At 46.9% G+C, this 24,444-nt stretch carries 22 protein-coding genes; 16 read left to right on the top strand and 6 right to left on the bottom strand.

The features are described 5' to 3' along the window. The first annotated feature begins 289 nt into the window (after nucleotides 1-289). From J5A66_RS05720 to J5A66_RS05695, 6 genes are all read left to right on the top strand, one after another. Entirely contained in the window at nucleotides 290-802 is a 513-nt protein-coding gene (locus tag J5A66_RS05720; protein WP_211789715.1) for a DMP19 family protein, read from the top strand. A gap of 174 nt (nucleotides 803-976) precedes the next feature. Next, nucleotides 977-1,429 (top strand): SsrA-binding protein SmpB, encoded by a 453-nt coding sequence (gene smpB / locus J5A66_RS05715; RefSeq protein WP_211789714.1) that lies wholly within the window; start codon nucleotides 977-979, stop codon nucleotides 1,427-1,429. A gap of 26 nt (nucleotides 1,430-1,455) precedes the next feature. Beyond that, nucleotides 1,456-4,209, top strand: a complete 2,754-nt coding sequence (gene metH, locus J5A66_RS05710) for a methionine synthase (RefSeq protein WP_211791447.1) — start codon at nucleotides 1,456-1,458, stop codon at nucleotides 4,207-4,209. Nucleotides 4,210-4,706: 497 nt separating this feature from the next. Beyond that, nucleotides 4,707-6,152 (top strand): leucine-rich repeat domain-containing protein, encoded by a 1,446-nt coding sequence (locus J5A66_RS05705; protein WP_211789713.1) that lies wholly within the window; start codon nucleotides 4,707-4,709, stop codon nucleotides 6,150-6,152. Between the two features lie 32 nt (nucleotides 6,153-6,184). Continuing rightward, nucleotides 6,185-6,379, top strand: coding sequence for a hypothetical protein (locus J5A66_RS05700; protein ID WP_211789712.1), 195 nt, complete (start codon nucleotides 6,185-6,187; stop codon nucleotides 6,377-6,379). A gap of 424 nt (nucleotides 6,380-6,803) precedes the next feature. Further along, nucleotides 6,804-7,232, top strand: coding sequence for a DNA-binding protein (locus J5A66_RS05695; RefSeq protein WP_211789711.1), 429 nt, complete (start codon nucleotides 6,804-6,806; stop codon nucleotides 7,230-7,232). A 306-nt stretch (nucleotides 7,233-7,538) separates the two neighbouring features. Here the strand turns inward: J5A66_RS05695 and J5A66_RS05690 are convergent, their stop codons facing one another. The 5 genes from J5A66_RS05690 to J5A66_RS05670 all read right to left on the bottom strand — a co-directional run bounded on the left by J5A66_RS05690 (nucleotide 7,539) and on the right by J5A66_RS05670 (nucleotide 13,575). Further along, nucleotides 7,539-9,431: a DUF349 domain-containing protein gene (locus tag J5A66_RS05690; RefSeq protein ID WP_211789710.1), complete on the bottom strand. Its 1,893-nt coding sequence runs from the start codon at nucleotides 9,429-9,431 to the stop codon at nucleotides 7,539-7,541. A 111-nt stretch (nucleotides 9,432-9,542) separates the two neighbouring features. Further along, nucleotides 9,543-10,469 carry a magnesium transporter CorA family protein gene (locus J5A66_RS05685; RefSeq protein ID WP_211789709.1) on the bottom strand — a complete coding sequence of 309 codons (927 nt, stop codon included), beginning with the start codon at nucleotides 10,467-10,469 and terminating at the stop codon, nucleotides 9,543-9,545. 388 nt (nucleotides 10,470-10,857) lie between these two features. Further along, nucleotides 10,858-12,321, bottom strand: coding sequence for an aminoacyl-histidine dipeptidase (locus J5A66_RS05680; RefSeq protein ID WP_211789708.1), 1,464 nt, complete (start codon nucleotides 12,319-12,321; stop codon nucleotides 10,858-10,860). Nucleotides 12,322-12,364: 43 nt separating this feature from the next. Next, the gene (locus J5A66_RS05675; protein WP_211789707.1) at nucleotides 12,365-13,369 is read right to left on the bottom strand and encodes a lysylphosphatidylglycerol synthase transmembrane domain-containing protein; all 1,005 of its coding nucleotides are present in this window, start codon (nucleotides 13,367-13,369) and stop codon (nucleotides 12,365-12,367) included. Between the two features lie 47 nt (nucleotides 13,370-13,416). Then, complete coding sequence (locus tag J5A66_RS05670; RefSeq protein WP_211789706.1) at nucleotides 13,417-13,575, bottom strand: hypothetical protein; 159 nt, start codon at nucleotides 13,573-13,575, stop codon at nucleotides 13,417-13,419. Between the two features lie 88 nt (nucleotides 13,576-13,663). On the opposite strand from J5A66_RS05670, the gene J5A66_RS05665 reads away from it, so the two are divergent. The 5 genes from J5A66_RS05665 (at nucleotide 13,664) to secG (ending at nucleotide 18,611) form a co-directional block, all read left to right on the top strand. Then, entirely contained in the window at nucleotides 13,664-15,625 is a 1,962-nt protein-coding gene (locus J5A66_RS05665) for an ABC-F family ATP-binding cassette domain-containing protein (protein ID WP_211789705.1), read from the top strand. A gap of 95 nt (nucleotides 15,626-15,720) precedes the next feature. Further along, the gene (locus tag J5A66_RS05660) at nucleotides 15,721-16,956 is read left to right on the top strand and encodes a sigma-54-dependent Fis family transcriptional regulator (RefSeq protein WP_211789704.1); all 1,236 of its coding nucleotides are present in this window, start codon (nucleotides 15,721-15,723) and stop codon (nucleotides 16,954-16,956) included. Continuing rightward, nucleotides 16,934-17,449: an LptE family protein gene (lptE, locus tag J5A66_RS05655; protein ID WP_211789703.1), complete on the top strand. Its 516-nt coding sequence runs from the start codon at nucleotides 16,934-16,936 to the stop codon at nucleotides 17,447-17,449. The genes J5A66_RS05660 and lptE overlap by 23 nt, the downstream gene beginning before the upstream one ends. 29 nt (nucleotides 17,450-17,478) lie before the next feature. Then, nucleotides 17,479-18,234 carry a tetratricopeptide repeat protein gene (locus J5A66_RS05650; protein WP_211789702.1) on the top strand — a complete coding sequence of 252 codons (756 nt, stop codon included), beginning with the start codon at nucleotides 17,479-17,481 and terminating at the stop codon, nucleotides 18,232-18,234. Between the two features lie 2 nt (nucleotides 18,235-18,236). Next, nucleotides 18,237-18,611 carry a preprotein translocase subunit SecG gene (secG, locus tag J5A66_RS05645; RefSeq protein ID WP_211789701.1) on the top strand — a complete coding sequence of 125 codons (375 nt, stop codon included), beginning with the start codon at nucleotides 18,237-18,239 and terminating at the stop codon, nucleotides 18,609-18,611. A 285-nt stretch (nucleotides 18,612-18,896) separates the two neighbouring features. Here the strand turns inward: secG and J5A66_RS05640 are convergent, their stop codons facing one another. Then, entirely contained in the window at nucleotides 18,897-19,772 is an 876-nt protein-coding gene (locus tag J5A66_RS05640; RefSeq protein WP_211789700.1) for a YicC/YloC family endoribonuclease, read from the bottom strand. A gap of 86 nt (nucleotides 19,773-19,858) precedes the next feature. On the opposite strand from J5A66_RS05640, the gene tsaB reads away from it, so the two are divergent. The 5 genes from tsaB to J5A66_RS05615 all read left to right on the top strand — a co-directional run bounded on the left by tsaB (nucleotide 19,859) and on the right by J5A66_RS05615 (nucleotide 24,379). Next, nucleotides 19,859-20,551, top strand: a complete 693-nt coding sequence (tsaB, locus tag J5A66_RS05635; protein WP_211789699.1) for a tRNA (adenosine(37)-N6)-threonylcarbamoyltransferase complex dimerization subunit type 1 TsaB — start codon at nucleotides 19,859-19,861, stop codon at nucleotides 20,549-20,551. Nucleotides 20,552-20,696: 145 nt separating this feature from the next. Beyond that, the gene (locus tag J5A66_RS05630) at nucleotides 20,697-21,290 is read left to right on the top strand and encodes a DUF4290 domain-containing protein (protein WP_211789698.1); all 594 of its coding nucleotides are present in this window, start codon (nucleotides 20,697-20,699) and stop codon (nucleotides 21,288-21,290) included. A 2-nt stretch (nucleotides 21,291-21,292) separates the two neighbouring features. Beyond that, the gene (gene murA / locus J5A66_RS05625; RefSeq protein WP_211789697.1) at nucleotides 21,293-22,597 is read left to right on the top strand and encodes a UDP-N-acetylglucosamine 1-carboxyvinyltransferase; all 1,305 of its coding nucleotides are present in this window, start codon (nucleotides 21,293-21,295) and stop codon (nucleotides 22,595-22,597) included. Beyond that, entirely contained in the window at nucleotides 22,594-23,142 is a 549-nt protein-coding gene (rimM, locus tag J5A66_RS05620; RefSeq protein ID WP_211789696.1) for a ribosome maturation factor RimM, read from the top strand. Before murA ends, rimM begins: the two co-directional genes overlap by 4 nt. 82 nt (nucleotides 23,143-23,224) lie before the next feature. Beyond that, the gene (locus tag J5A66_RS05615) at nucleotides 23,225-24,379 is read left to right on the top strand and encodes a 1-deoxy-D-xylulose-5-phosphate reductoisomerase (RefSeq protein ID WP_211789695.1); all 1,155 of its coding nucleotides are present in this window, start codon (nucleotides 23,225-23,227) and stop codon (nucleotides 24,377-24,379) included. Nucleotides 24,380-24,444: the final 65 nt, after the last annotated feature.

Genomic DNA, 24,444 nt, shown 5'->3' with positions numbered 1-24,444 from the left:
GATATTTTCAGGGTGCAAAGTAAATACATTTTTTTGAGAAACAGGCTGTCCTCGCTTGGGGATGCGAGGCTTGATGGAAAGAGAAATGGTTGAACTATCGTCGAACACCTTAACAGAAATTGTGAACTAATAGCTCCCGTTGACATCGTTGATGAGCATTTACATCTGTTGTAAGCCTCCGTTGCGCCACGCAATGGGAGTCCGAGTGCATTAAATTCGCTGTCTTTGTCCGTATTCCGGCGAATTTATCTACCTTTGCAGCATTCAGTTTTTTAGTTCAGGAAATCAAATGGAAGTAAAAACAATCCTTACAGATGCCCAACTTAGGGAAGTTGCGGACAAGGGGGCAGACGAACTCATCAATCTCTTGGTCGAGACGCTCTACCAACATGTCGGCGGCAGTTTAACCCAAGAAAACATCCAGCGGCTCAATACCCACCAACTCACTCTCATGGCTTATCACACGCTGCGGGAGGAGGTAATGACTGGCGGATTCGTCCAACTCATCCACAACGGCGATGGTCCGTTCATCTTTTTGAATCCCTTTGCGTGGTCCTTAAAGGCATGGGGACTCTTGGATCTGGGGCGACTTATCAGTAAAGTATACCCGCTGTTTGTAAAACATCGCCAAGAGATTGAAATCGAATGCGACGACGAGGAGTTTATGGCTCTGTTCGAACGGTTCTCTGATTTTGACGACTTCGACGACTTCTTTGTCGAACACGAGGAGGATTTTACGCTTCAAGTGGCACAATATATCACAGAACATACCGAACAGTTTGTAGGAGTAAAAGAAGTTTAGGAGTGAAAGGGGGTAAGTCAATAGTTGTGATTCTTGAACCTTTATTTTTTTATGCTCCTTGTTATACTTCTTGGAATCTCCTCTAAAAAACTTTTTATCAAGCAAACATTTGTGTTAACTCCTAAATAAAAGGCATTCCACTCCTTTACTCCTTTCACCCCTAAATAAAAGATAATGGAACAAAAGATACAAATCAAAAACAAAAAGGCTTCGTTCGACTTCTTCTTCCTCGAAACCTATACCGCAGGTATTGTCCTCACCGGTACGGAAATCAAATCGATACGCCTGGGAAAAGCCTCGCTTGTAGATAGTTTCTGCTATATCCACAATGCAGAAATATGGGTTAAAGGAATGAATATCTCACCTTATTTTTATGGATCGTTCAGCAACCATGAGGCTCGAAGAGACCGCAAACTGCTGCTCAATAAACGTGAGATTAATCGATTACAAGAGGCCGTTAAACAAGTAGGTACCACCATAGTGCCTACACTTGTGTTTATCGACTCCAACGGGCGCGCCAAAATTAATATCGCCCTGGCACGAGGGAAAAAGGAATTTGATAAACGACAAACCCTCAAAGAAAAAGAAGATCGTCGACAAATGGATCGCGCCATCAAGCGGTTTTGATGGAAGTAAAAAGTGGTAGGGAAAAGATGACGATTCAGGAAATAATAAAAAAGAAAATCATGATTCTTGATGGTGCCCTGGGCACGATGATTCAAGAATATGCTTTGAGTGAAGAGGATTTCCGCGACGGTATGCTCGTCCATTACAAAGGACAACTTAAGGGTAATAATGACCTACTTAACCTCACACGCCCAGACATCATCACAGACATCCACCGGAAATATCTCGCCGCCGGAGCCGACCTCATCGAGACCAATACTTTCTCTTCGCAGGTTGTTTCCCAAGCTGACTATCAACTCGAGAGTCGCGCCAGAGAGATGGCTTTCCTGGGAGCTAAACTGGCCCGACAGGCAGCCGACGAATTTAGTACGCCCGAGTGGCCGAGGTTCGTCTGTGGATCGGTTGGCCCTACCAATAAGACTTGCTCAATGAGTCCCGATGTAAGCGACGCCGCAGCACGCGACATTACCTACGATCAGCTTTTTAGTGCCTATCATGAGCAAATTGACGCACTCGTTGAGGGTGGTATTGATGCCATTCTCATTGAAACAATCTTCGACACCCTTAACGCCAAAGCCGCTATTGATGCCTCACTCCATGTCATGGCCTCTCGTGGTACCTGTTTGCCCATCATGCTCAGTATCACCGTGAGCGACTTGGCCGGACGAACCCTCAGCGGGCAAAACATCGAGGGCTTTTTGGCTTCCATCAGTTCGCTTCCCATCTTCTCCGTAGGGCTCAACTGCTCATTTGGTGCACGTCAGATGAAACCTTACCTCAAGGAACTCGCCCAGAAAGCTCCTTATTATATCTCGGCCTATCCCAATGCCGGACTACCCAATTCGATGGGACAATACGATGAAACCGCCGATAGTATGGCACCGCAAATAGCCGAATTTATCGACGAAGGCTTGGTGAATATTCTTGGAGGATGCTGTGGAACAACGCCCGAGTTCATTGCCCGCTATGTCGAACTATCCCGTGGAAAACAACCTCATCGTGTCGTTGAAAGATCAAATACGATGTGGCTTTCGGGGCTTGAACGACTTGATGTAACACCCGAGGTGAACTTTGTTAATGTGGGTGAGCGATGCAATGTGGCAGGCAGTAGAAAATTTCTGAGACTCATTCAAAACGGTCTCTATGAAGAAGCTATCGGAATTGCCCGCAAACAAGTGGCTGACGGTGCCCTTGTAATTGATATCAACATGGACGATGCCCTGCTCGATGCCGAGCGCGAGATGACCATCTTTCTCAATATGATAGCTGCCGAACCCGATATTGCCCGTGTACCGGTAATGATCGATTCGTCGAAATGGGAAGTCGTCCTCGCCGGTCTTAAATGTGTGCAAGGTAAATGTATTGTCAATTCCATTTCGCTAAAAGAGGGCGAAGAAGTCTTCATTCGTCATGCACGAGACATTAAGCGGTTTGGGGCCGCCTGCGTGGTAATGTGTTTCGACGAAGCCGGACAGGCCACCTCTTTCGAACGTCGCATCGAAATCGCCCAGCGTGCCTACCGCATCCTTACCCAACAGGTGGACTTTAATCCACTCGACATCATTTTCGACCCCAATATCCTGGCCATTGCCACCGGCATTGAAGAACATGACAACTATGCTGCTGAGTTCATCCGCTCTATTCGTTGGATACGCACTCATCTGCCCGGCGTACATGTCAGCGGCGGTGTGAGCAACCTTTCGTTCTCTTTTCGCGGCAATACTTATATTCGCGAGGCCATGCACGCAGTGTTCCTTTATCATGCCATCCGGGAAGGGATGGATTTCGGTATCGTCAATCCTGCTGAAAAAGTGACCTACAGCGACCTTCCCGCCCATCAACTCGAAATAATCGAAGATGTTGTATTGAACCGCAAACCTGGCGCGGGCGAACAACTCATCCTGCTGGCCGAGGAAATAAAAGTCCAACAAGAACATCTGAAAGCAGATGGAGCTTCTTCTACCGCCACCCCCATTGAGGAAGAATGGCGGCACCTACCCCTGGAAGAGCGATTGGCTTATGCACTACGCAAAGGCCTCAGCGAATACCTTGAGACTGATATTCACGAGGCTCTCTGTCACTATCCTCACGCCGTTGATATCATTGAAGGCCCCCTTATGGCAGGTATGAATGAGGTGGGACAACTCTTCGGGCAGGGTAAGATGTTTCTGCCACAGGTTGTGAAAACAGCCCGCACTATGAAACAGGCCGTGGCCATCCTTCAACCTTATATTGAGCGCGAGAAAACCGACGGTGCCACGAAGGCAGGCAAAGTGCTCCTGGCCACAGTGAAGGGCGACGTGCACGACATAGGGAAAAACATTGTGGCTGTGGTGATGGCCTGCAACAACTACGAGGTGATCGATCTTGGTGTGATGGTGCCCGCCGATCAAATCATTCGTCGAGCCCGGGAAGAGCAAGTGGATATCATCGGACTAAGTGGACTTATCACCCCTTCGCTCGAGGAAATGGTGAACGTGGCCCTTGAGATGAAACGTGCCGGTCTGGACATCCCCATCATGATTGGCGGAGCCACGACCAGCGAACTGCACGTAGCCCTAAAGATTGCGCCAGTCTATGGCGGCCCAGTGGTTTGGATGAAAGATGCCAGTCAAAACTCGCTTGTGGCCAACCGCCTGCTCAATCCCAAAGAAGAGTCTGACTATATAAACGAACTGAACCAAAAATACGATCAACTACGCAACAACTATCCTGCTCAACGACACAAACTCTTGCCCATTGAAGAGGCGAGGAAAAATAAACTCCATCTCTTCGACTGAACTCTTCTCTTACCCAGACGGCGTGCAAGGACGAAATCTTAAGCGGAAGATTAAAACAAATAATCAAAATTGGGGCAATGCTATAGTGTGTTATTCTAAGCTCTAACATATTTTTCACATCGTTTGGCGGTTTCAAAACTTTGTTATACCTTTGCCGCCGTGAAACATAAGAGTGTTATAAATAGCAAGACAATACAAGGCGCAATGCCGTTGCAGAAAAAGTTTGATTTTTCTGTTCTTTTTCTGTCCGATTATTTGGTGGTTCCAAATAATTTGCTAACACACACACACACACACACACACATTCGCACCTAGCGTCTAACTATACATTTTCCACTTCCTCTTACGCGCGCGCGAAGCGTGCCGTAACTCCTATAAACAAAGGGCTCTTAAGGGGTTCCCTTTGTTCACTTTTTTATGCCCTTTTGCCAAGCCGCACAAGAGGAAAATAACGACGATTTTTCGTGTAAGTATTCAGTAACAAATATAACAAAACAATGAAACGAAGAGTAATAGTATGTTGTGCCATTTTCGTCGCTCTTGCAGGACGGGCACAAAGTTCGAGTTGGACAGACCCAACGGGTGTGCAGTTTGATTTCACCATTACAGACCCCGTCAACAAGCTCGCTAAGATAACACGAGGCAATGGAGCACCTGGTACTACTGTTATGACTGTGCCCGGAACAGTTCCCTACAACGGTGATATTTACAAGGTGACAGACATTGCAGGAAGAGTTACGTTTGTAGATAACCAAGTGTATGGTAATGGACTAAAAAAACTGATTCTATCTGAAAACATTAAAGTTATTCGAATTTATTCGGCCGACCTTGCTTTTGATTTGGAAGACATAATATTTCCTTCTACGTTGGAAGTAATAGAGGCAGCAGCATTCAGATACGTACAGAAACTGAAGATGATAGACCTTTCCCATACAAGGGTAAGGTTCATCGGATCTTATGCCTTTAACAATCAACCATCTCAGTCTATGGTTACCAATATCAAATTCCCACAAACCTTGCGTAGGCTGGGCGATAATATCTTTGGAGATGGTAATCCGCCCTTAAAGAAATTGGAACTACCTGCACAGCTTGATACCATCAGTGTATTTACTTTTACGGAACTGGATAATTTGGAAAGGATATATTTTACCAAGCCTACTCCTGCACTTATCTACAATTCCAACCCAGGTAATCCTGCTTATAATCCTGCCAATCCTTTTAGAAACTTAACCAATTTACAAGTGGTTTATCTTCCTGTTGATGCAACAGCGGCTTACAAGTCTCAACTGTATTGGGTAGATGGTGCTAACTTATACCGCGAGGAACTCGCCATCGGTACAAGTGGCTATACCTCCTATTACTTAGAGAATGAGAACTTCAAGATTCCTACGGGCTGCACGGCGTATATCATCACGGGCATCAACCCAAGTGGAAGCAAGATAATTCCCGACCAAGCTGTGGTGAAGGCGTTCACCGCAGGCAAGATTATCCCGAAGCAGACTGGATTTATTTTGCAAGGCACGCCCAGTAGCACGATAGAATATCAAGCCAACGTGACGGGAACGGAGGAGAACGTGACAGGCAACCTGCTCATCGGCACCGCCACCGAGCGGGAGTTCTCGTCGGCCGGCGATAAATACTATGTGCTGGCCAACGGCGACGAGGGCATCGGCTTTTACAAGCAGGGCACGCGCGAAGGAGCCTCCATCAAGTTGAAAGCTCATCGTGCGGGTCTGCGTCTGGCCGAAGCCATTGCGCCCGCCAAAGGATTTACAATCGACTTCGAATCCGCCCGCAAGGAGGCCGAAACGACCGGCATACGCGACGTTCGCCCGACAGCACAGCCACGCGAAGACGTCATCTACGACCTTCAGGGCCGTCGCGTGATGAATCCCGGTCGCGGCATCTACATCGTCAACGGCAAGAAAGTAGTGAGGGAGTAAGTAAGAAAGTATTAAGTAATAAGTAGTAAACAATGAAACAAAGATATATCACCCCGCAGATTAAGGTTACCCAACTGTTGACCGACGATAACATCGCACAGTTCGTTATCAGTTCGCACTCCGTTGGCGAGAACGAAGGACTGGCTAAGCCTGGCATTTTCGACGAAGACGAGGAGGATGCGGCAGTCGAACAAACGATGGCGGGTTACTCGCCGTGGGAGGACTAAGGGATAGGTATTGGAGGTGCCGGAGGACTCCTACTAGGACTTGTCGAGGATTCCTTATAGGAAAGGTCAAGGACTCTAAGTATCACTCCTCCGATACTTTAAGTATCAATCCAAAAGTAGTATAAGTATAGCTCTTTGAGGATGTTCGATAGGTGTACTTTTCCATTCACAATATAGAGGCAATCGTGTTCCCAGTGAGAAGCCTCGACCTTTCCCAATAGGAAGATCGATGGATTCCCAATAGGAAGACAAGACCTTTCCCAATGGGAATACAAAAGGATTCTCAATAGGAAGACGAAAGCCTTGCCAATAGGAAGATGAAACTCAACCCAGCGGCGTGGGCTATGCAGCACTAAAAGAAAGCAGTTAACGGGGCGAAACCCAATGGCTTAGCTCCATAGTATTTATTTAAACCGTTAAGAACATGATTATTTTTAAAGTTGTCGAGCGCGTGCTCGGCGTAGGCCCACGCAAAGGGCAAAAAGCGTATGGGGCCGAACCCAAGGCTCCACTCAAGTTCTCGCAAGAATGGCTCATCGACCGCATTGTTCGCGAAACGTCGTTGAGCGAGGGCGATGTGCGCAATGTGTTCATCACGTTGAAGAACATCATCAAAGAAGTGGTTGCTCTGGGTGGTTCGCTCGACTTGGGTGACATCTTTTCGCTTCGCACCACCATTCCTTCGAAGATGGAAGTGAAAGAGGAAGACGTATGTGCCACCTCACTGAAGCGTCCGCGAATTCTGGTGCGCTGGAAGCAGCCGATCAGTGATGCGCTGAAGAAAATAGAAGTGGAGGTGGATAATCCCAAACGGAGCAAGAAGGAGGCAAAACCGAAAAAGCCGAAGTCATAGCTGCGAAGCTTCTACTCAAAGGACTGTCGACCTGCGGAGTGGAAGCCGATGACCAACCCAACTGAAAGGGTGAAAAGATGCTGACGTCGAACAGGCGGGTATCGTTTCACCCTTTTCTATTTGATAGCAAAAGCGATCAACAATAGCAGGGAGCAGGCATGCAAGGCTTACTCCCTGCTTTTTGATGCTGATATGTCCACTACGGCTTATTCTACGAAAAAGGCATCAGTGAGACACTGATGCCTAAGAATGGATGACAGTTTCTTATAGATGGAAATTCGTCAACAGCTTTTTTATCTATTCTTTCTATGGTTGCTGTTCTTTATTTTGTTGGTCGATAGCTTTGATCTTCTGTCGAACCAATTCCATATCATCTTTCAGTTTCTGAACTTTCCTGTTCATTTCATCTATCAGGCTGTTGCCCTTCTTGCTACTGGCATTGAGGAATCCGAGATTGTTTTCATAGGTTTGCACCTCCGACTTGATGGCTTCATAACGGCGCAACAAACGTCCGCGCTCGTTGTCCACCATGTCGGCCCCGCGCTGAGCCATATTTTTCAAGTTGGTTTTGAATTCATCCAACTTACGATGGGTAGCAGAAATGTTCAGCTTTTTATAGAGTTGGTCAAGCGTCTTATGAAAATCATCATAAAGTTTGTTCTTCTCTTTATAGGGAACATGGCCTATTTGGCTATACTCATCGACGAGAAGCTTTACCTTTTCCTGTAAATCATCGGCCGTTAGTTGCAACATTTCTTTCAACTGGTCGACAATCTGTCGCTTCTTACTGAGGTTTTCATGTTCTTCGCTGCGCGAATCGGCATGAACGGCATTGCGTGCTTCGAAAAATTTGTTGCAAGCTGTGAGAAATTCTTCCCATAATTTATCCCCTATCTTTCTCGGAACCATGCCTATTGTTTTCCATTCCTTTTGCAAGGCAATCAGTTTATCGCCCGTCGAACGCCACTCTGTGCTGTCGGCCAGGGCCTGTGCCTTTTCTATCAGTTTGCGTTTCTTTTCGATATTTTCTGTATAGCGTTCTCTCGTTTCCTTGAAAAAGGCAGCCTTTTGGGTAAAGAAGGCATCGCAAGCCTTACGGAAACGTTCAAAGATTTTCACATTCATCTTTTGAGGAGCAAACCCTATGGTTTTCCATTCTGCTTGTATCTCAAGCATTTCTTTGGTATGTTTTTCCCAATCGGCGGCTCCTTTATTTTCTTTTGCAGCTATTGCCTCCGCCTTTTCACACAGAACGGTTTTCTTTTCAAGGTTTTCTTCCTCGTTAGCGCGTAGGTCTTCAAAGTGTTGCTGATGTTTTTTATTGATGATCGTAGACGCAGCTTTGAATCGTCCCCAGATTTGCTCACGCAATTCTTTTGAAACGGGTCCTATCTCTCTATACGCTTGGTGCAGTTCTTGCAATTGATGGAAAGCACTGATGACATCTTTCTCCTCCGATAGTTTTTCTGCGTTCTCGCAAAGTTTCTCCTTCAATTCGAGATTTTTCTTGAAATCGTATTCACGAGCTTCGCTGTTGAGTTTGAGGAGATCGTAGAACTGCTCAACATACAAATGGTAATTGCGCCACAACTCATTGGCTTTTTCAGCAGGTACGGCTTTGATGTCTTTCCATTCCTGTTGTAATTCCTTAAAAGTGGCGTATGATTTATTGGCTTCATCAGGCGATGTAGCCATTGCTTTTATCTTTTCGATAATTTCGAGTTTCTTTTTCAGATTCTCTTGTTTCTCTTGTTCTTGTTCTTGAAGAATCTTTGCGCGACGTTCTTTGATCACTCCTATCTGTGCTTTGAATGCTTCTTCTACCTCATCGGGTTTGATTTGATAGGTGTTAGGGTCGCCTCCATTTTCCAAATAAGCTTTTTGTTCGGCGTCTCGCTCAGCGACATGCAATTTATAGAATGTGGTTTTCAGGTAGTCTACTTCTTCTTTATCAGGCGTTTCATTATCAGCCACAATCGTTTTGGCACGTTCCAGAATTTCCTCTTTGGATTGATATATTTTCCGCTTAGGTGTATTCATGGCCGATTCCTCTTCAATTGGAGTTTCCACTTCTGCTTTCACCTCGTCTGTAGTCTGTGTGCAGTCTGTAGATGGCAATGTTTCATTTACCGGGTCTTTCACCATATTCGTATTTTCTTCTTCTCCCCGGGGAAGGGCTTTCTCTTGAGAGTCCATCATTTGTTTGTGATTTAGTTGGTTATAGCACTTACTGTATAGATGTAAGTGCTGCAAACTTATATAAAAAGATTGAATATTCCTAACGAACTATGCCTTTTTTGTGTTTTTTCTTCAAAGTAATCGTTTGATTCTTAGAATCCACCACGATATGCCTGACACTAAAAAGGAAATGACAATGGCGACGAAGAATCCCCAACGACTGGTTTCCATACCGTTGATAAGGTTCATCCCGAAGAGAGAGGCAATCAGAGTGGGGAACATCATGATGATGCTTACCGAGGTAAGTGTACGCATCACGGTGTTCATATTGTTATTGATGATACTTGAATAGGTGTCCATTGTCGATTCAAGGATATCGGAATAGATGCTGGTTGTCTCTCTTGCCTGTGTCATTTCGATATTGACATCTTCAATCAGGTCGGCATCCAATTCGTCTACCTGAAGTTTGAACTTGAGTTTTGCCAACAAATTCTCGTTTCCCCGTATGGAAGTGATGAAGTAGGTCAGTGAATCTTGCAGCCGACTCAGTCCGATGAGCGACTCGTTGTTGACACCCTGATCGAGGTTATGCTTGGCTTTCTCTATCAAGATGTTGATTTGTTTCAGTCGTTTCAGATACCACACGGCAGAAGAGAGGAAAAGCCGGAATATCAGGTCGACATGATCAGTGAATCCCTCTCCGCGTTTCTGCTGATAGCTCACAAAATCTATCATCATATTCGTTTCGTAATAGCAGACCGTAATGGTCACATCTCGTTTGTGTATAATGCCGATAGGCACTGTGGTATAAGGTGTTCGCGAACGAATTTCTTTAACATATGGGATGCGAAGGATAATCAACATCCAGCCATCATCATATTCATAGCGTGCCCGTTCGTCGGTATCGCTGATGTCCGACAAGAAATAATCGGGGATATTGAATTGATCTTCCAGCATCTGCTGGTCGTCTTCCGTGGGGCATGTCACCTGAATCCAGCAGTTGGGTTGCCATTCGTTGATGGACTTCAGAGTAGAATTGGTATTCCAGTATGTTTTCATATTGCTAATCTTCGCTAATAATAAATAAGGTGAAGATTAGCCTCTGCGAAGCACAATCCTCAACTTACGATTTCTGATTTTCCGAATGATAGTCGTCCATAGGATGAATGCTGATTTTTATTGCCGTGCAAAGTTACTCAAAAAATATGGGATATATAATAAGGTATAAAGAAAAATCAAAACAGAACGACTGTTTTTTATTTTCTCTATGAGGATAAAAAGAAGCGGAGAAGTCGGGCGATGAACTCGTTGCAGACTGCAATTGTATGGCACCCTGTCGAGTATTTATCCCGACTTCTCTACCTTTCAAAGAGAAAAATGTTTTCGTTCCAGCCAAATAAAGTCATGTCAAGCCTGCTTGAACATGGTCATGATGAGCAACAAGGCTTTATTTCTTCTTCTCCGGAACCTCTTCCAGCACCTTTTTCAGCAGTCTCCAGAAAGGTTCGACTGTTTCGTGAAGACATCGTTCGCTGGTACTATGAGGCGACCGAATGGTAGGTCCCATCGACACAACGTCAAGATGTGGATACTTGCCCAATATGATAGAACATTCCAAACCTGCGTGATCTACCTTCACCACAGCGTCTTCGTGGAAGAGCTCTTTGTAAAGATGTTGCAGCAACAGCAAAATCTCGCTGTCGGTGTTAGGATCCCAGCCCTGATAGCTTCCGCTCAACGCGATATCGAAGCCTGCAAGGGAGAGCGTTCCCTTCAAAGTCTCGCAGATATACTCTTTCATCGTTTCGCTGGAGCTACGTGCCAGGATCTTCAAACTGGCCTTACCGCCTTCCAATTCTACGATAGCGAGGTTAGACGATGTTTCTACCACTGTTGGAATAGCTGGAATCATGCGTAGCACACCATTGTGACAGCCATAAATAGCATTGAGAATCGTCTTCCGATCCTCTGCTGCCATTTGTCGTTTGGGCGTTTCCACTGGTTCGGAGAAAAGTTCTATCTGGTTTTCTACAAACCGATACTCCGTTTCGAGCACGGCTTTCAGTTCTGCCAACAGACCGTTAGCCTTTTTTATTTGTGATTCTGGCAATGTGATCACCGCCTCTGCTTTGTACGGAATGGCATTGCGCATATTTCCACCCTGCCATGTAGCCACCTCGGCATCGCAATTTTCGATCAGCTTTGTGAGCACACGAGCCATCAATTTGTTGGCGTTGGCACGCCCTTCGTGTATCTCCAGACCCGAGTGTCCGCCTTTCAGACCTTTGATTGTTATTTTTAATGCCGTTCTGCCTGCAGCAACGGGTTCTTCTTGATAGCAGCGAGTGGCCGTCACGTCAATGCCTCCGGCACTTCCTACGACGAAGTTTCCCCAGGTTTCTGAGTCGAGATTGAGTAGGATGTCGCCTTGCAATTCACCTTTGGGTAGGTCGTTTGCTCCAAACATACCCGTCTCTTCGTCGGCCGTAATAAGTCCTTCTACGGGGCCATGCTTTAGGTCTTTTGCTTCCATCACCGCCATAATGGCTGCTACACCTATGCCATTATCTGCACCCAGGGTCGTATTCTTTGCTCGAACCCACTCTTTGTCGATCCAAGTTTCAATGGGATCGGTTTCAAAATTGTGCTGACTGTCGGGCGATTTCTGTGGAACCATATCCATGTGCGCCTGCAAGGTAACGGTCTTGCGATTTTCCATACCGGGAGAGGCCGGTTTCCGCATCACGATATTGTCGGCTTGGTCTACAAAGGCTTCTACTCCGGCCTCTTTAGCGAAGTCGAGTAAAAACTGTTTCACCTTTTCCAAATGTCCGGATGGACGTGGAACACGCGTAAGATGATAGAAATTACGCCAAATGTTTTCCGGGTTTAACTTTTTGATTTCACTCATAACTTGTTGGTTTAAAGTTAGTAATATAAATTGTATTGTCGTTTCAAGACATTTCCGCCGTTTCTTTTTGATGTGTAAAAGCAAGGGCAATCCATGCATATACGCCGAGAACGATGACGAGGAGTGTTTGCACCGAGTGCACGATGAGTACGAAATTAAGTGCATCGTTGCTACCCACAGCATAGAGAATCAGCATTGTTTTCACGGCGAAATGCCAGGGGCCTGCTCCATTCGGTGTGGGAACGATGACGGCAATGCTGCCTACCACGAACGTTACCATGGCGCAGGCCATCCCCAGACTTACCGTTGATTCGAAACAGAAGAACGTGAGATAATAGTGCAGGAAGTAACTGCCCCATATGGCCAAGGTGAAGAAGAGGTAGAGTGGCTTGTTGCGTACCCGTTTGACCGAGTTGATACCCTGCCATATTCCCCTTACCGTCTCTTTCACCTTATTATATATAGCCATGCGTTTAAAGAGAAAGTGGAGCAAAACACCCACTGCTGCAGCGCAAATGCCCGTAACGATGTAGCCAGCTGTTGAAAAACGGTCGATCACGGCATCGATACTCGTCCCCGTTTGATCGAAGAAGATATGGAAGATGCGCATCTGCGAGACCAAGGTAATGCCGGCAACGGCGAGCACAAGCAATGAGTCGATGGCTCGTTCGGCAACTACCGTTCCGAGAGCCTTCGGGAAATCGGTTTTGTCGTAACGGCGCAATATGGCACAACGGGCAAACTCTCCGATGCGGGGAATCAGCAAACTGGTTGCATAGGAGATGAAAATGGCATGGATGCAGGTGGAAGAGCGTGGCTTTTCGCCCACGGGTTCGAGCGATTGGCGCCATCTCCAGCCTCTGAACACCTGGGCCATGATGCCGAAAGGAAATGAAAGCAACATCCACGTCCAGTTCATTTCATGCAACATCACCTGTTCCACTTGTTTGAAATCAAACCCGCGATACATCCAATAAAGAATGGCACCGCCGAGAAAGAGCGACAGAACCACTTTAAGGGTATCGTTTACTATGTGCTTGGGTTTCAATTTAGCAGCTTTTATACCCTGCAAAAATAGTGCAATTCAATGAAAGTTCAAAAGGAAAATCTCTGTTTTTCAACATATCCTGTACGTTTGATGGTTTCCGAAACATTTGGAAGATGGATGTAGCTTAAAGAGGATGGGAAAGATAACGCCATTGCCTCAGTTTTCAATCTCTTAGCTTTTACACGCTCATCTCTTAGCTTTTGCATGTCGTTTTCTTAGCTTTTGCAATGCAATCTCTTAGCTTTTAGAATCTCGCCTTTATTTGTTACCTTTGCGCCTGAAAAAAGATGACGGATGATTTCTGTAGAAGCACTCAACGTAGAATTTGGCGTAAAGCCGCTGTTTCAAGATGTTAGTTTTGTGATTAACAACCGAGACCGTATCGCACTCGTGGGTAAAAACGGGGCGGGAAAGTCGACCATGCTGAAGATCCTTTGCGGCATGCAGAAGCCAACGGCGGGCCATGTGGCCATCCCCGCAGACACAACATTGGGCTATCTGCCGCAGGTGATGATTCTGAAAGATAACACCACGGTGAAGGAAGAGGCCCGGAAGGCGTTCGCCGACAACACCCGACTGAAAGAAAAGGTAGAGCGGATGAATCGCGAATTGGCCGAACGTACCGATTATGAGAGCTCCGAATACATGGATCTGGTGGAACGATTCACGCAAGCTCACGAACGATACCTCATGATCGGGGGGGAGAACTATGAAGCAGAGATAGAACGCACACTCATCGGGTTGGGTTTCGACCGGCAGGACTTCGATCGGCCCACAAGCGAGTTCAGCGGCGGATGGCGCATGCGCATCGAGTTGGCTAAGATTCTGTTGCGCCGGCCCGACGTTTTGTTGCTCGACGAACCCACCAATCACCTTGATATCGACAGCATTCAGTGGCTCGAGCAGTTTCTTTCGCAAAATTCGGGAGCTGTAGTTCTCGTCAGTCACGACCGGGCCTTTATTAATAATGTGACGAATCGTACGCTCGAGATTTCGTGCGGACGAGTGGTAGACTATCGAGTGAAGTACGACGAGTATGTTACCCTTCGTGCTGAGCGGCGCGAACAGCAACTGCGCGCCTACGAAAATCAGCAAAAAGAAATCGCCGATATGAAGGATTTCATCGAGCGGTTTCGCTATAAACCCACCAAAGCGGTGCAGGTGCAGAGCCGAATCAAACAACTTGAGAAAATTGTTCCTATTGAAATAGACGATGTCGACACTTCGGCCTTGCGACTGAAGTTCCCTCCCTGTCTGCGAAGTGGCGACTATCCCATCATTTGCGATGGTGTTCGTAAGGCCTACGGTAGCCATACGGTGTTCGAAGACGTAGCGTTCACCATCAAACGCGGAGAAAAGGTGGCGTTTGTGGGCCGTAACGGCGAAGGGAAATCTACGTTGGTGAAATGCATCATGGGCGAAATCCCCTTTGAAGGCACCCTGAAAGTGGGACATAACGTGCAGATAGGTTATTTTGCACAGAACCAAGCGCAGCTCTTAGACGAAGACCTCACCGTCTTCGAGACCATCGACAATGTGGCCAAGGGCGACATCCGCCTGCGCATTCGCGACATTCTCGGAGCGTTTATGTTTGGCGGCGAGGCATCGGACAAAAAGGTAAAAGTGCTCAGTGGAGGCGAACGCAGTCGGCTGGCGATGATACGTCTGTTGCTCGAACCGGTTAATCTGTTGATTCTCGACGAGCCGACGAATCATCTCGACATGCAATCGAAAGATGTTTTGAAAGAGGCTATCCGCGCCTTTGACGGTACGGCCATCGTCGTTTCTCACGATCGGGAGTTTCTCGATGGGCTTGTCACCAAGACTTACGAGTTCGGCGGAGGTAAAGTTCGCGAACATCTTGGCGGCATCTACGATTTTATCCGTCGCGCAGCCGGAACTTCCATCCCCTCATCTGCCGTCACGATCGATGCAGCATTGGGTAAAGCCGAGGGTGTTACAAAAAAAACAGAAACGGAGAAAGTTGTCAAGGACGAGAAAAATGAGACCTATGCCGAACGAAAAGATCGCATGAAGAAAGTGGCAAAGGCCGAAAAGGCAGTGAAAGAAAGTGAAAACAAGATTGCAGCCATGGAAAAACGGATAGCCGAACTCGACGCCTTGCTCAGTTGTCCGGATAATGCTTCGAACATGACGCTTGTTGCTGAATATACCTCCACTCAACGTGCACTTGACGAAGAGAACGAACGCTGGATGCAAAGAAGCGAAGAGCTGGAGAGAATCTCAAAGGATTGAAGCGGCAGGGAACACGAATCCGAATGGCTTGATTCCCTAAAATGTGTCATCGCCCGACGACTTATTCGGATTTATTGTGTAACTTTGTCATCCCTATGAATACAACCGAATTACAGAAAATCAAGCAACGCTATAACATTGTGGGCAACTGCGATGCCTTGAATCGTGCCTTAGACGTTGCCTTGCAGGTTGCACCGACAGACTTATCTGTACTGATTGTGGGCGAAAGCGGCGTCGGAAAGGAAATCATTCCGCACGTCATACACGATAATTCGCCTCGACGACGAGAGAAATATTTTGCGATCAATTGCGGTTCGATACCCGAAGGCACCATCGACAGCGAGCTTTTCGGGCACGAGAAAGGTTCGTTTACTGGGGCTATCGGCGAAAGCGAGGGTTATTTCGGCGTGGCCAACAACGGCACCATCTTCCTCGACGAGGTGGGAGAACTGCCTTTGGCCACTCAGGCACGTTTGTTGCGCGTATTGGAAACGGGCGAATATATTCGCGTAGGTGGTCAACGCGTGATGAAAACCAATGTTCGCATCGTGGCGGCAACCAATGTCAATATGCGGAAAGCCATCAGTGAGGGACGGTTCAGAGAGGATCTCTTCTATCGTCTCAACACGATCCCCATACAAATTCCACCCTTGCGCGACCGCGGAAACGACATCATCCTGCTCTTCCGCCTGTTTGCCATGCAGATGGCAGAGACTTATCGGCTTCCGAAAATCACTCTCACGGAAGATGCTAAAGCCGTGATGCTGAAGTATAAATGGCCCGGCAATGTGAGACAATTGAAGAATATCACCGAGCAGATGTCTATCTTGAGCAAGGAAAGAGAAATCGATGCCGACGCGTTGCATCAGTTTATCCCGCAGGATCAGGAGAGTATGCAGCTGGCTCCACTGAACTCACAGGATGCGCATTCTTATGAGAGCGAGCGCGAACGGCTCTATCATCTTCTGTACGAGCTGCGTGGAAACGTGAGCGATTTGCGTAGAGAGGTTTTCGGTTTGCGTAAACGACTGGACGAAAGTACAGCCATGGGCGTGAATCTACCGCCTGTGTCGGTTCATTCTCCTTCTGTGAATGCGCCGATGGTGGTCTCTTCGTTCAGTTCGGAGCCGTCGGATGCAGGCGCATTTGCCGAAGCCGAGGAAATCAGCGACAACGAAACGCTTACCTTAAACGACCTAAGAAGGAAGATGATAGAGAAGGCTTTGAAAAGAAATAATGGCAATCGGAAGAAGGCGGCTATGGAATTGGGTATTACCGACCGCACGTTATATCGAAGAATCAAGCAATATGGATTGGAGAATGATAAGTAAAACAACAGTCATCTTCGCTTGTCTACTGTTGTGTGCCTGCTCTGTTTCTTATAAATTCAACGGAGCCAGCATCGATTACAGTAAGACTAAAACGATCCAAATAGCCGACTTCCCCAATCGCAGTACCTATATATGGGGACCGATGGCACCGATGTTCAACAATCAATTGAAAGACATCTTTGCCAATCACACCCGATTAACGCAAGTGAGACGTAACGGCGACTTGAAGATCGACGGTGAAATTCTACAGTATTCGCAGCGTAATAAGTCGGTTTCGAGCGAGGGATATTCTGCCCAAACAGAACTGTCTATTACTGTAAATGTGCGTTTCACCAACACAAAGAACCATAAAGAAGATTTCGAACGGCAGTTTACCGCTACGGCTTCGTATGAAACGACATTGAGTTTGACCGCTGTTCAGGAGCGTTTGGTGACAGAAATGATAAAAGATTTGACTGATCAGATCTTCAATGCAACCGTAGCTAATTGGTAATATCTCCTCTAAGCTTTCCCCATAAAACCATGCACATCACCGAACTCATCAAACATCCCGAACGACTGGACAAGGAGACGCTCTACGATCTTCGAAGTCTTGTTGCACTCTACCCCTATTATCAGCCGGCGAGATTGCTGATGCTTCAGAACTTATATCTACTACATAGTCCGCAGTTTGACGAGGAATTGAAACGTGCTGCCATCTATATTACCAACCGTAGAGTGGTTTTCAATATGGTGGAAGCTCTTCATTATCAGATTCAGCCAGAAGAGAAATCCGCAGCGACTCCCAAAAATGAGGCGAAGAACGAGAGCAGAACGATCTCACTGATCGATGATTTTCTCGACTCGTTGCCCGAGGAAGAGGAATCTGCGAAAAAGCCACAGCGGAAGCCAACACCTGCCGATGCTGCCATTGATTATGTATCTTATTTGCTCGAATCGGAGACAGAAGCAGCCCATTTGCCCGCAGTAGCTCCGCAATTGAAGGGGCAGTTCCTCATCGATCACTTTATTTTTAACGAAGGGGGTAAGATGCAGCTCAAAGAAGAGCCAGAGTTCACGCCCAATGTAGAGGAAAAAGCCACAGAGATAAGCGAGACTTCCGGTGAAGGTTACTTTACAGAGACGCTGGCAAAAATCTATATCCGACAGGGCCGATACGAGAAAGCCCTGGAAATTATTAGACGGCTAAATTTGAATTATCCAAAAAAAAATGCTTACTTTGCAGACCAAATTCGATTCCTCGAGAAATTGATTATCAACAATCAAACAAATAAATAAAAATGATTTACAGTCTATTTGTCGTATTTATTGTACTGGCATCGATTCTGATGATTGCCATTGTGCTTATTCAAGAATCAAAAGGCGGAGGCTTGTCTTCCCAATTTTCATCCTCAAACTCGATTATGGGTGTGCGGAAAACCACTGATATTGTAGAAAAATCTACCTGGGGATTGGCCATTGCGATGGTGGTATTCAGTATTGTTTGCGCTTATGTGGCTCCCAAATCTGTCAGCGAAAACAGTGTATTGGAGCAGAATGCCACTGAGACGCAGTCAACTAACCCCAACACTACTCCAGGCTTTGGAGCCGGGCAAAAGGCTGCTCCAGCCACAGGGACGAATGCTCCTACGGCTCCATCTGCACCGGCTCAATAAGGTAGAGCGGAGTTTTCCGGTAGCTTTTTCATAGAAATAGAATAACACTCCAAAAACAAAGCGTTCTCATACAGGGAACGCTTTGTTTTTGGAGTGTTGCGTATTGTTTTAGAGACTTTTAGAAGTTTCTCTCCAAAAGCTAAGCTTTCGCAGGGCCATCTCTTAGCTTTTGCATTGCATTTCCTTAGTTTTTGCACGTCGAAAGCTAAGAGATGGGAAGAGGCTTGTTGGCAGTAGGGAAAATGAGAAGAAGAAAATCCGAGAAAGATGGAGAGGAATGGCGGATTAAAGTGCGTTGAGCACCTGTTCTTTAATCTGCTCCAGTTCGTCTTTCATCCGCACAACGATATTCTGCATTTCTGCTTGGTTGCTCTTAGACCCCGTAGTATTGATTTCGCGTCCCATCTCCTGGGCAATAAATCCCAGCTTCTTACCTTGGCCCGGAGCCTCGTTCAGGGTTTCTTCAAAGTATTTGAGATGATTGAAGAGTCGTTGTTTTTCTTCGCTGATATCGAGTTTTTCGATATAATAAATCAGCTCTTGTTCCAAGCGGTTTTGGTCATAGTTCGCATCGGGAATTTCTTTCAGACTGTCGATGATGCGTGTACGAATTTTCTCTACTCGGGCTTTTTCATAAGGTTCGATGCTGGACATGAGTGCACCGATGTTCTGTACCTTTTCCATTAACTTCTTTTGCAGAGCTTCGCCTTCTTGTTGACGAAAGGCTACAATCTTTTTCAGAGCCTCGTTGATGGCCTCTGTCACCACGTTCCATTCGGCTTCATCGAGCGTTTCCTGTTCGGTCTTAGTTGTGACATCTGGCATTCGGAGTAGGGTTGCATACCAATCCTCGGGTTCGGGGATGCCTGTGCGCGCTGAGAGCTGTTTGATTTGTCGATAATAGTTTTCTACCAGCACTTCGTTAATGGCTGTGGTATCAGCTTCATTGTCTTTTTCCACCCAGATGGAAAAGTCTACTTTACCTCGAATAAGGGATTTTGCTACCATCTGACGTATCTCGATTTCCTTCTCTCGGTAAAGAGGTGCAATACGAGTAGAGAGGTCAAGGTTTTTACTGTTGAGAGATTTGATTTCAACACTTATTTTCTTTTCATTAAAAGTTACGACCGATTTGCCGTAACCTGTCATCGATTGTATCATACTATAGTGCGTTATTTTTCTGCAAATGTACATACTTCTTCAAAAAAAGGCGTAACTTTGCGCTTATAATTCGTTACTTTCGGAATATGTCGTGCATCTTAAATATAGAGACAAGCACCGATGTTTGTTCGGTGGCAGTGAGCAATGACGGGGAGTGTATTTTCAATCAGGAAGACCATAACGGGCCTCGTCATGCCGTCAAGCTGGGTGTTTTTGTAGACGAAGCCTTGTCTTTCATCGATAGTCATGCTATTCCGCTGGATGCAGTGGCCGTGAGTTGCGGACCGGGTTCTTACACCGGATTGCGGATTGGAGTGTCTATGGCTAAAGGAATTTGTTATGCTCGCGAGGCGAAATTGTTGGCAGTTCCTACCCTTGAACTACTGGCTGTTCCTCTTTTATTGGATGAGAAGATTGCAGAAGAAGATGCACTGCTCTGTCCGATGCTTGATGCACGCCGCATGGAAGTATACGCCGGAATCTATACACGAGGGTTGCAACCTGTAAGAGCCGTTGGAGCGGATGTCGTAGATGGTGAAACCTATAGGGATTTTTTAAATGAAAATCTGGTGTATTTCTTTGGAAACGGAGCCGAAAAGTGTATGGAGGTGATTGCTCATCCCAATGCTCGCTTTGTAAAAGGAGTTGAACCGCTGGCCAAAAACATGATGCCGTTATCGGAAAAGGCAATGGCGCAGGAGCGATTTGAGGATGTTGCCTACTTCGTTCCGTTCTATCTCAAAGACTTTGTGGCAAAAACAAGCAAGCCTGTGCTTTAAGATTTGTTCTACGATTAGGGTCGAACAAAGTAGTAAAAATCAACAAGGCATTCCCTTAAGTAAGATAGAAATTAAGACCTTTCTTCCCTACCCTATCCGCCAAACGCCTTTTGGGGCAATCAATAGAAAGAAAATAAACAAGCATATGAATATAGAAGGATTGGATTATAATACACAACGAGAACGGCTTGTGCTGCCCGAGTATGGACGCGAGATACAGGAAATGGTGAATTATGCCGTGGCACTGCCTACGAAAAACGAGCGACAAGCTTGCGCAGAAGCGATCATCGATACGATGAAGAGACTGTTTATGCAGGGCTACGATAACGCCGATTTCGAACAAAAGCTATGGGATCATTTGGCTATTATGAGCCAATTCCAATTGGATATAGATTATCCCTACGATGTTTCTAACGCAAGTCATATCGCCATAAAGCCTGGACGGATGGACTATTCGGGTGCACATATTCCTGTTCGTCATTATGGAAAAATATTGTTTGACATCTTTGAGAAGCTCAAGACGATGAAGCCGGGAGAGGAACGCGATGCTTTGGTGGGGTTTGCAGCCAACCAAATGAAACGCTCCCTGGCACAATGGGGACACGGTTCTTCGGACGACGAAAGAGTAGCATCAGACCTTGCTACTTTTACCGACGGTAAGATTCAGTTGGATTTAGATAGGTTTCAGTTTGAGCATACTCAGCTGAGAGAATTTGAGAAGAAACGCAAAAAGAGATAACAATGGAGTCGTTCATCATTGAAGGAGGACGAAGGTTGCAAGGTTCTATCACCCCGCAAGGGGCGAAGAACGAGGCTCTTGAGGTGGTGTGTGCCTCTATTCTCACCCGAGAAGAGGTGCGCATCAGCAACATTCCCGACATCTTGGATGTGAACAATTTGATTCTTCTGCTCCAAGACATCGGCGTAAAAGTGACGAGACATGAGAGGAACGACTATTCTTTCAAGGCAGACGAACTGAATTTAGACTTTCTCGAGAGCGATGCTTTTGTGAGAAAGTGCGCTGCTTTGCGAGGAAGCGTACTCCTGATTGGACCATTGTTGGGCAGATTTGGTAGGGCAACAGTGGCGCAACCCGGTGGAGACAAGATAGGTAGACGACGGTTGGATACTCATTTCTTAGGCTTCAGAAATCTAGGAGCCAGTTTCGAGCGTATGCCCAACCGAAATGTCTATCAGCTCAAGGCCGACCAACTGCGCGGTTGCTACATGCTCTTAGACGAAGCTTCGATAACGGGTACAGCCAATATTATCATGTCTGCTGTGATGGCCCAAGGCACTACCACTATTTATAACGCTGCCTGCGAACCCTATATACAACAACTCTGCCATCTACTCAACCGCATGGGAGCACAGATTAGTGGTATTGCCAGCAACCTGCTTACCATCGTGGGCGTGGAGAAACTGCACGGAGCCACTCATCGTGTTCTACCCGATATGATTGAAGTGGGCTCGTTCATCGGGATGGCGGCGATGGTGGGCGATGGTATCCGCATCAAAGACGTATCACTGAGGAATCTTGGTATTATCCCCGATGCCTTTCGCCGACTGGGTATTACCATCAATACTGAGGGTGATGACCTGATTATCCCGCGGCACGAACATTATCGGGTGGAATCGTTTATCGACGGATCGATCATGACTTTGTCAGATGCCCCTTGGCCAGGACTTACGCCAGACTTGCTCTCGGTGCTCATCGTTGTGGCTACACAGGCTCGAGGCAGCGTACTATTTCACCAGAAAATGTTCGAAAGTCGACTCTTTTTCGTAGACAAGGTGATAGACATGGGTGCGCAAATCATTCTTTGCGATCCGCATCGAGCTGTGGTCGTAGGGCATGATCATCAGTTCCAGCTACGCGCTGGACGGATGACAAGTCCCGATATTCGGGCCGGAATAGCTTTGCTCATCGCAGCGATGAGTGCCAACGGAACCAGTCGCATTGACAATATCGCCCAAATAGACCGAGGATATGAAGATATCGAGGCACGACTCAATGCGCTCGGTGCAAAGATTGAGAGAATATGATTCGAAAGACAGACCATATCACCTTCCACGACGAAGACTTCTACCGGATAGGGCGACTCGGAAAGCCGCATGGTGTGAAGGGTGAAATTACGTTTTTCTTCGACGACGACGCTTTTGATCGTACCGATACCGATTATCTTATGATCAAGACAGACGGATTGCTTGTGCCCTTCTTCCTCGAGGAATATCGATTCAAGGGTAGTCAGACAGCCCTTCTTCAATTCTGCGACATCCACACGCAGGAACAAGCCCGGCAGCTCACCGGCAGTGAAGTGTTCTTTCCACGTGCCCTAAGTGAAGAGAAGGTCGATCTCTTGACGTGGACGGCAATGGTGGGCTATGGCATCGTAGAGGCCGAATCGGGAAAAAATATAGGTAGCATTCTCTCGATAGACGATACCACTCTCAATCTTCTCTTTGAAGTGCACACTGAAAGTGGTCATGATCTCTTCCTTCCTGCCTCAGAAGACCTTGTTGTCGGCATCGACACCAAGAAACGCAGAGTGATGATGCGACTGCCCGAGGGAATCTTAGATTTAAACTGAGACGAAGATGAATCTCATTCGCCCTTCTGTAGAAAATCCTTGTACAATGTTCTTTTGAAAATATGATTCGTCAAAATAAATAATGAAACAACAAATATGTATCCTTGGTAGTACGGGTTCGATCGGCCGGCAAGCACTCGATGTCATCAGTAGTCAGTCCGACCGATACGAAGTCTATTGCCTCACAGCCCATCGCCAAGCGGAACTACTGGCACAACAGGCACGCCGATTCCAACCTGCCGCTGTGGTCATCGCCGACGAAACGAAATGCGAATCGCTCAGGGCCTTGCTCTCCGACCAACCCCATATTAAAGTATATACCGGCCGGCAGGCCCTATGTGACATTGTCGAGGCTGCGCCTATCGACATGGTGCTCACGGCGATGGTGGGTTTTTCAGGACTTGAGCCAACCCTCCACGCCATTCGAGCCGGTAAAAAAATCTGTCTGGCTAATAAAGAGACGCTTGTCGTAGCCGGTGAACTTGTCTGTGCGTTGGCCCAAGAACATCGGGCAGCGATTCTGCCCGTGGACAGTGAGCACTCGGCCATCTTTCAATGTCTTGCGGGCGAGGGCGACAATCCCATCGAGAAAATCCTTCTTACGGCCAGTGGTGGCCCGTTTCGAAATTTGCCCAAAGAGCGTTTAGGAGCTGTCTCGGCCGCAGACGCTTTGCAGCATCCCACTTGGCAGATGGGTGCGAAAATCACGATCGATTCTGCCACGATGATGAACAAGGGTTTTGAGGTGATCGAAGCCAAATGGCTCTTCGGCATCGAAGCCAGTAGAATAGAGGTATTGGTTCATCCGCAGAGCATCGTTCACAGTGCTGTGCAGTTTGCAGACGGCGCCGTAAAAGCGCAACTCGGATTGCCCGATATGCGCTTGCCCATTCAATACGCTTTTTCCTATCCCGACCGTTTACCGATGGCGGGCGAGCGGCTTGATCTCTTCCGAGGATCGCTGGAGTTTTTCGAACCCGACATGGAAAAGTTCCGCTGTTTGGCATTGTCGTTCGATGCCATCGACCGGGGAGGAAACATGCCCTGCATTCTCAACGCTGCCAATGAGGTGGCCAACGAAGCTTTCCGCCAGCATCGCTGCGGCTTTCTCGATGTGCCGCGCATCATCGAAAAGACGATGCAGCGCGTACCGTTTGATGCCCACCCCTCACTTGACATCTATCTTCAAACCGATAACGAGGCCAGGCGTGTCGCCGAAGAATTCATTGGTCATTGAGAATTGGCAATTGAGAGGCGATAACTTTAGATAAAAAGATAGCCTTTTGGCCAACTCTCGTCAAC

The organism is Prevotella sp. oral taxon 475, from assembly GCF_018127805.1.
Lineage (GTDB): Bacteria > Bacteroidota > Bacteroidia > Bacteroidales > Bacteroidaceae > Prevotella.
The sequence above is the reverse complement of the archived record's forward strand: the minus strand, read 5'-3'. Positions and strand labels throughout refer to the sequence as shown.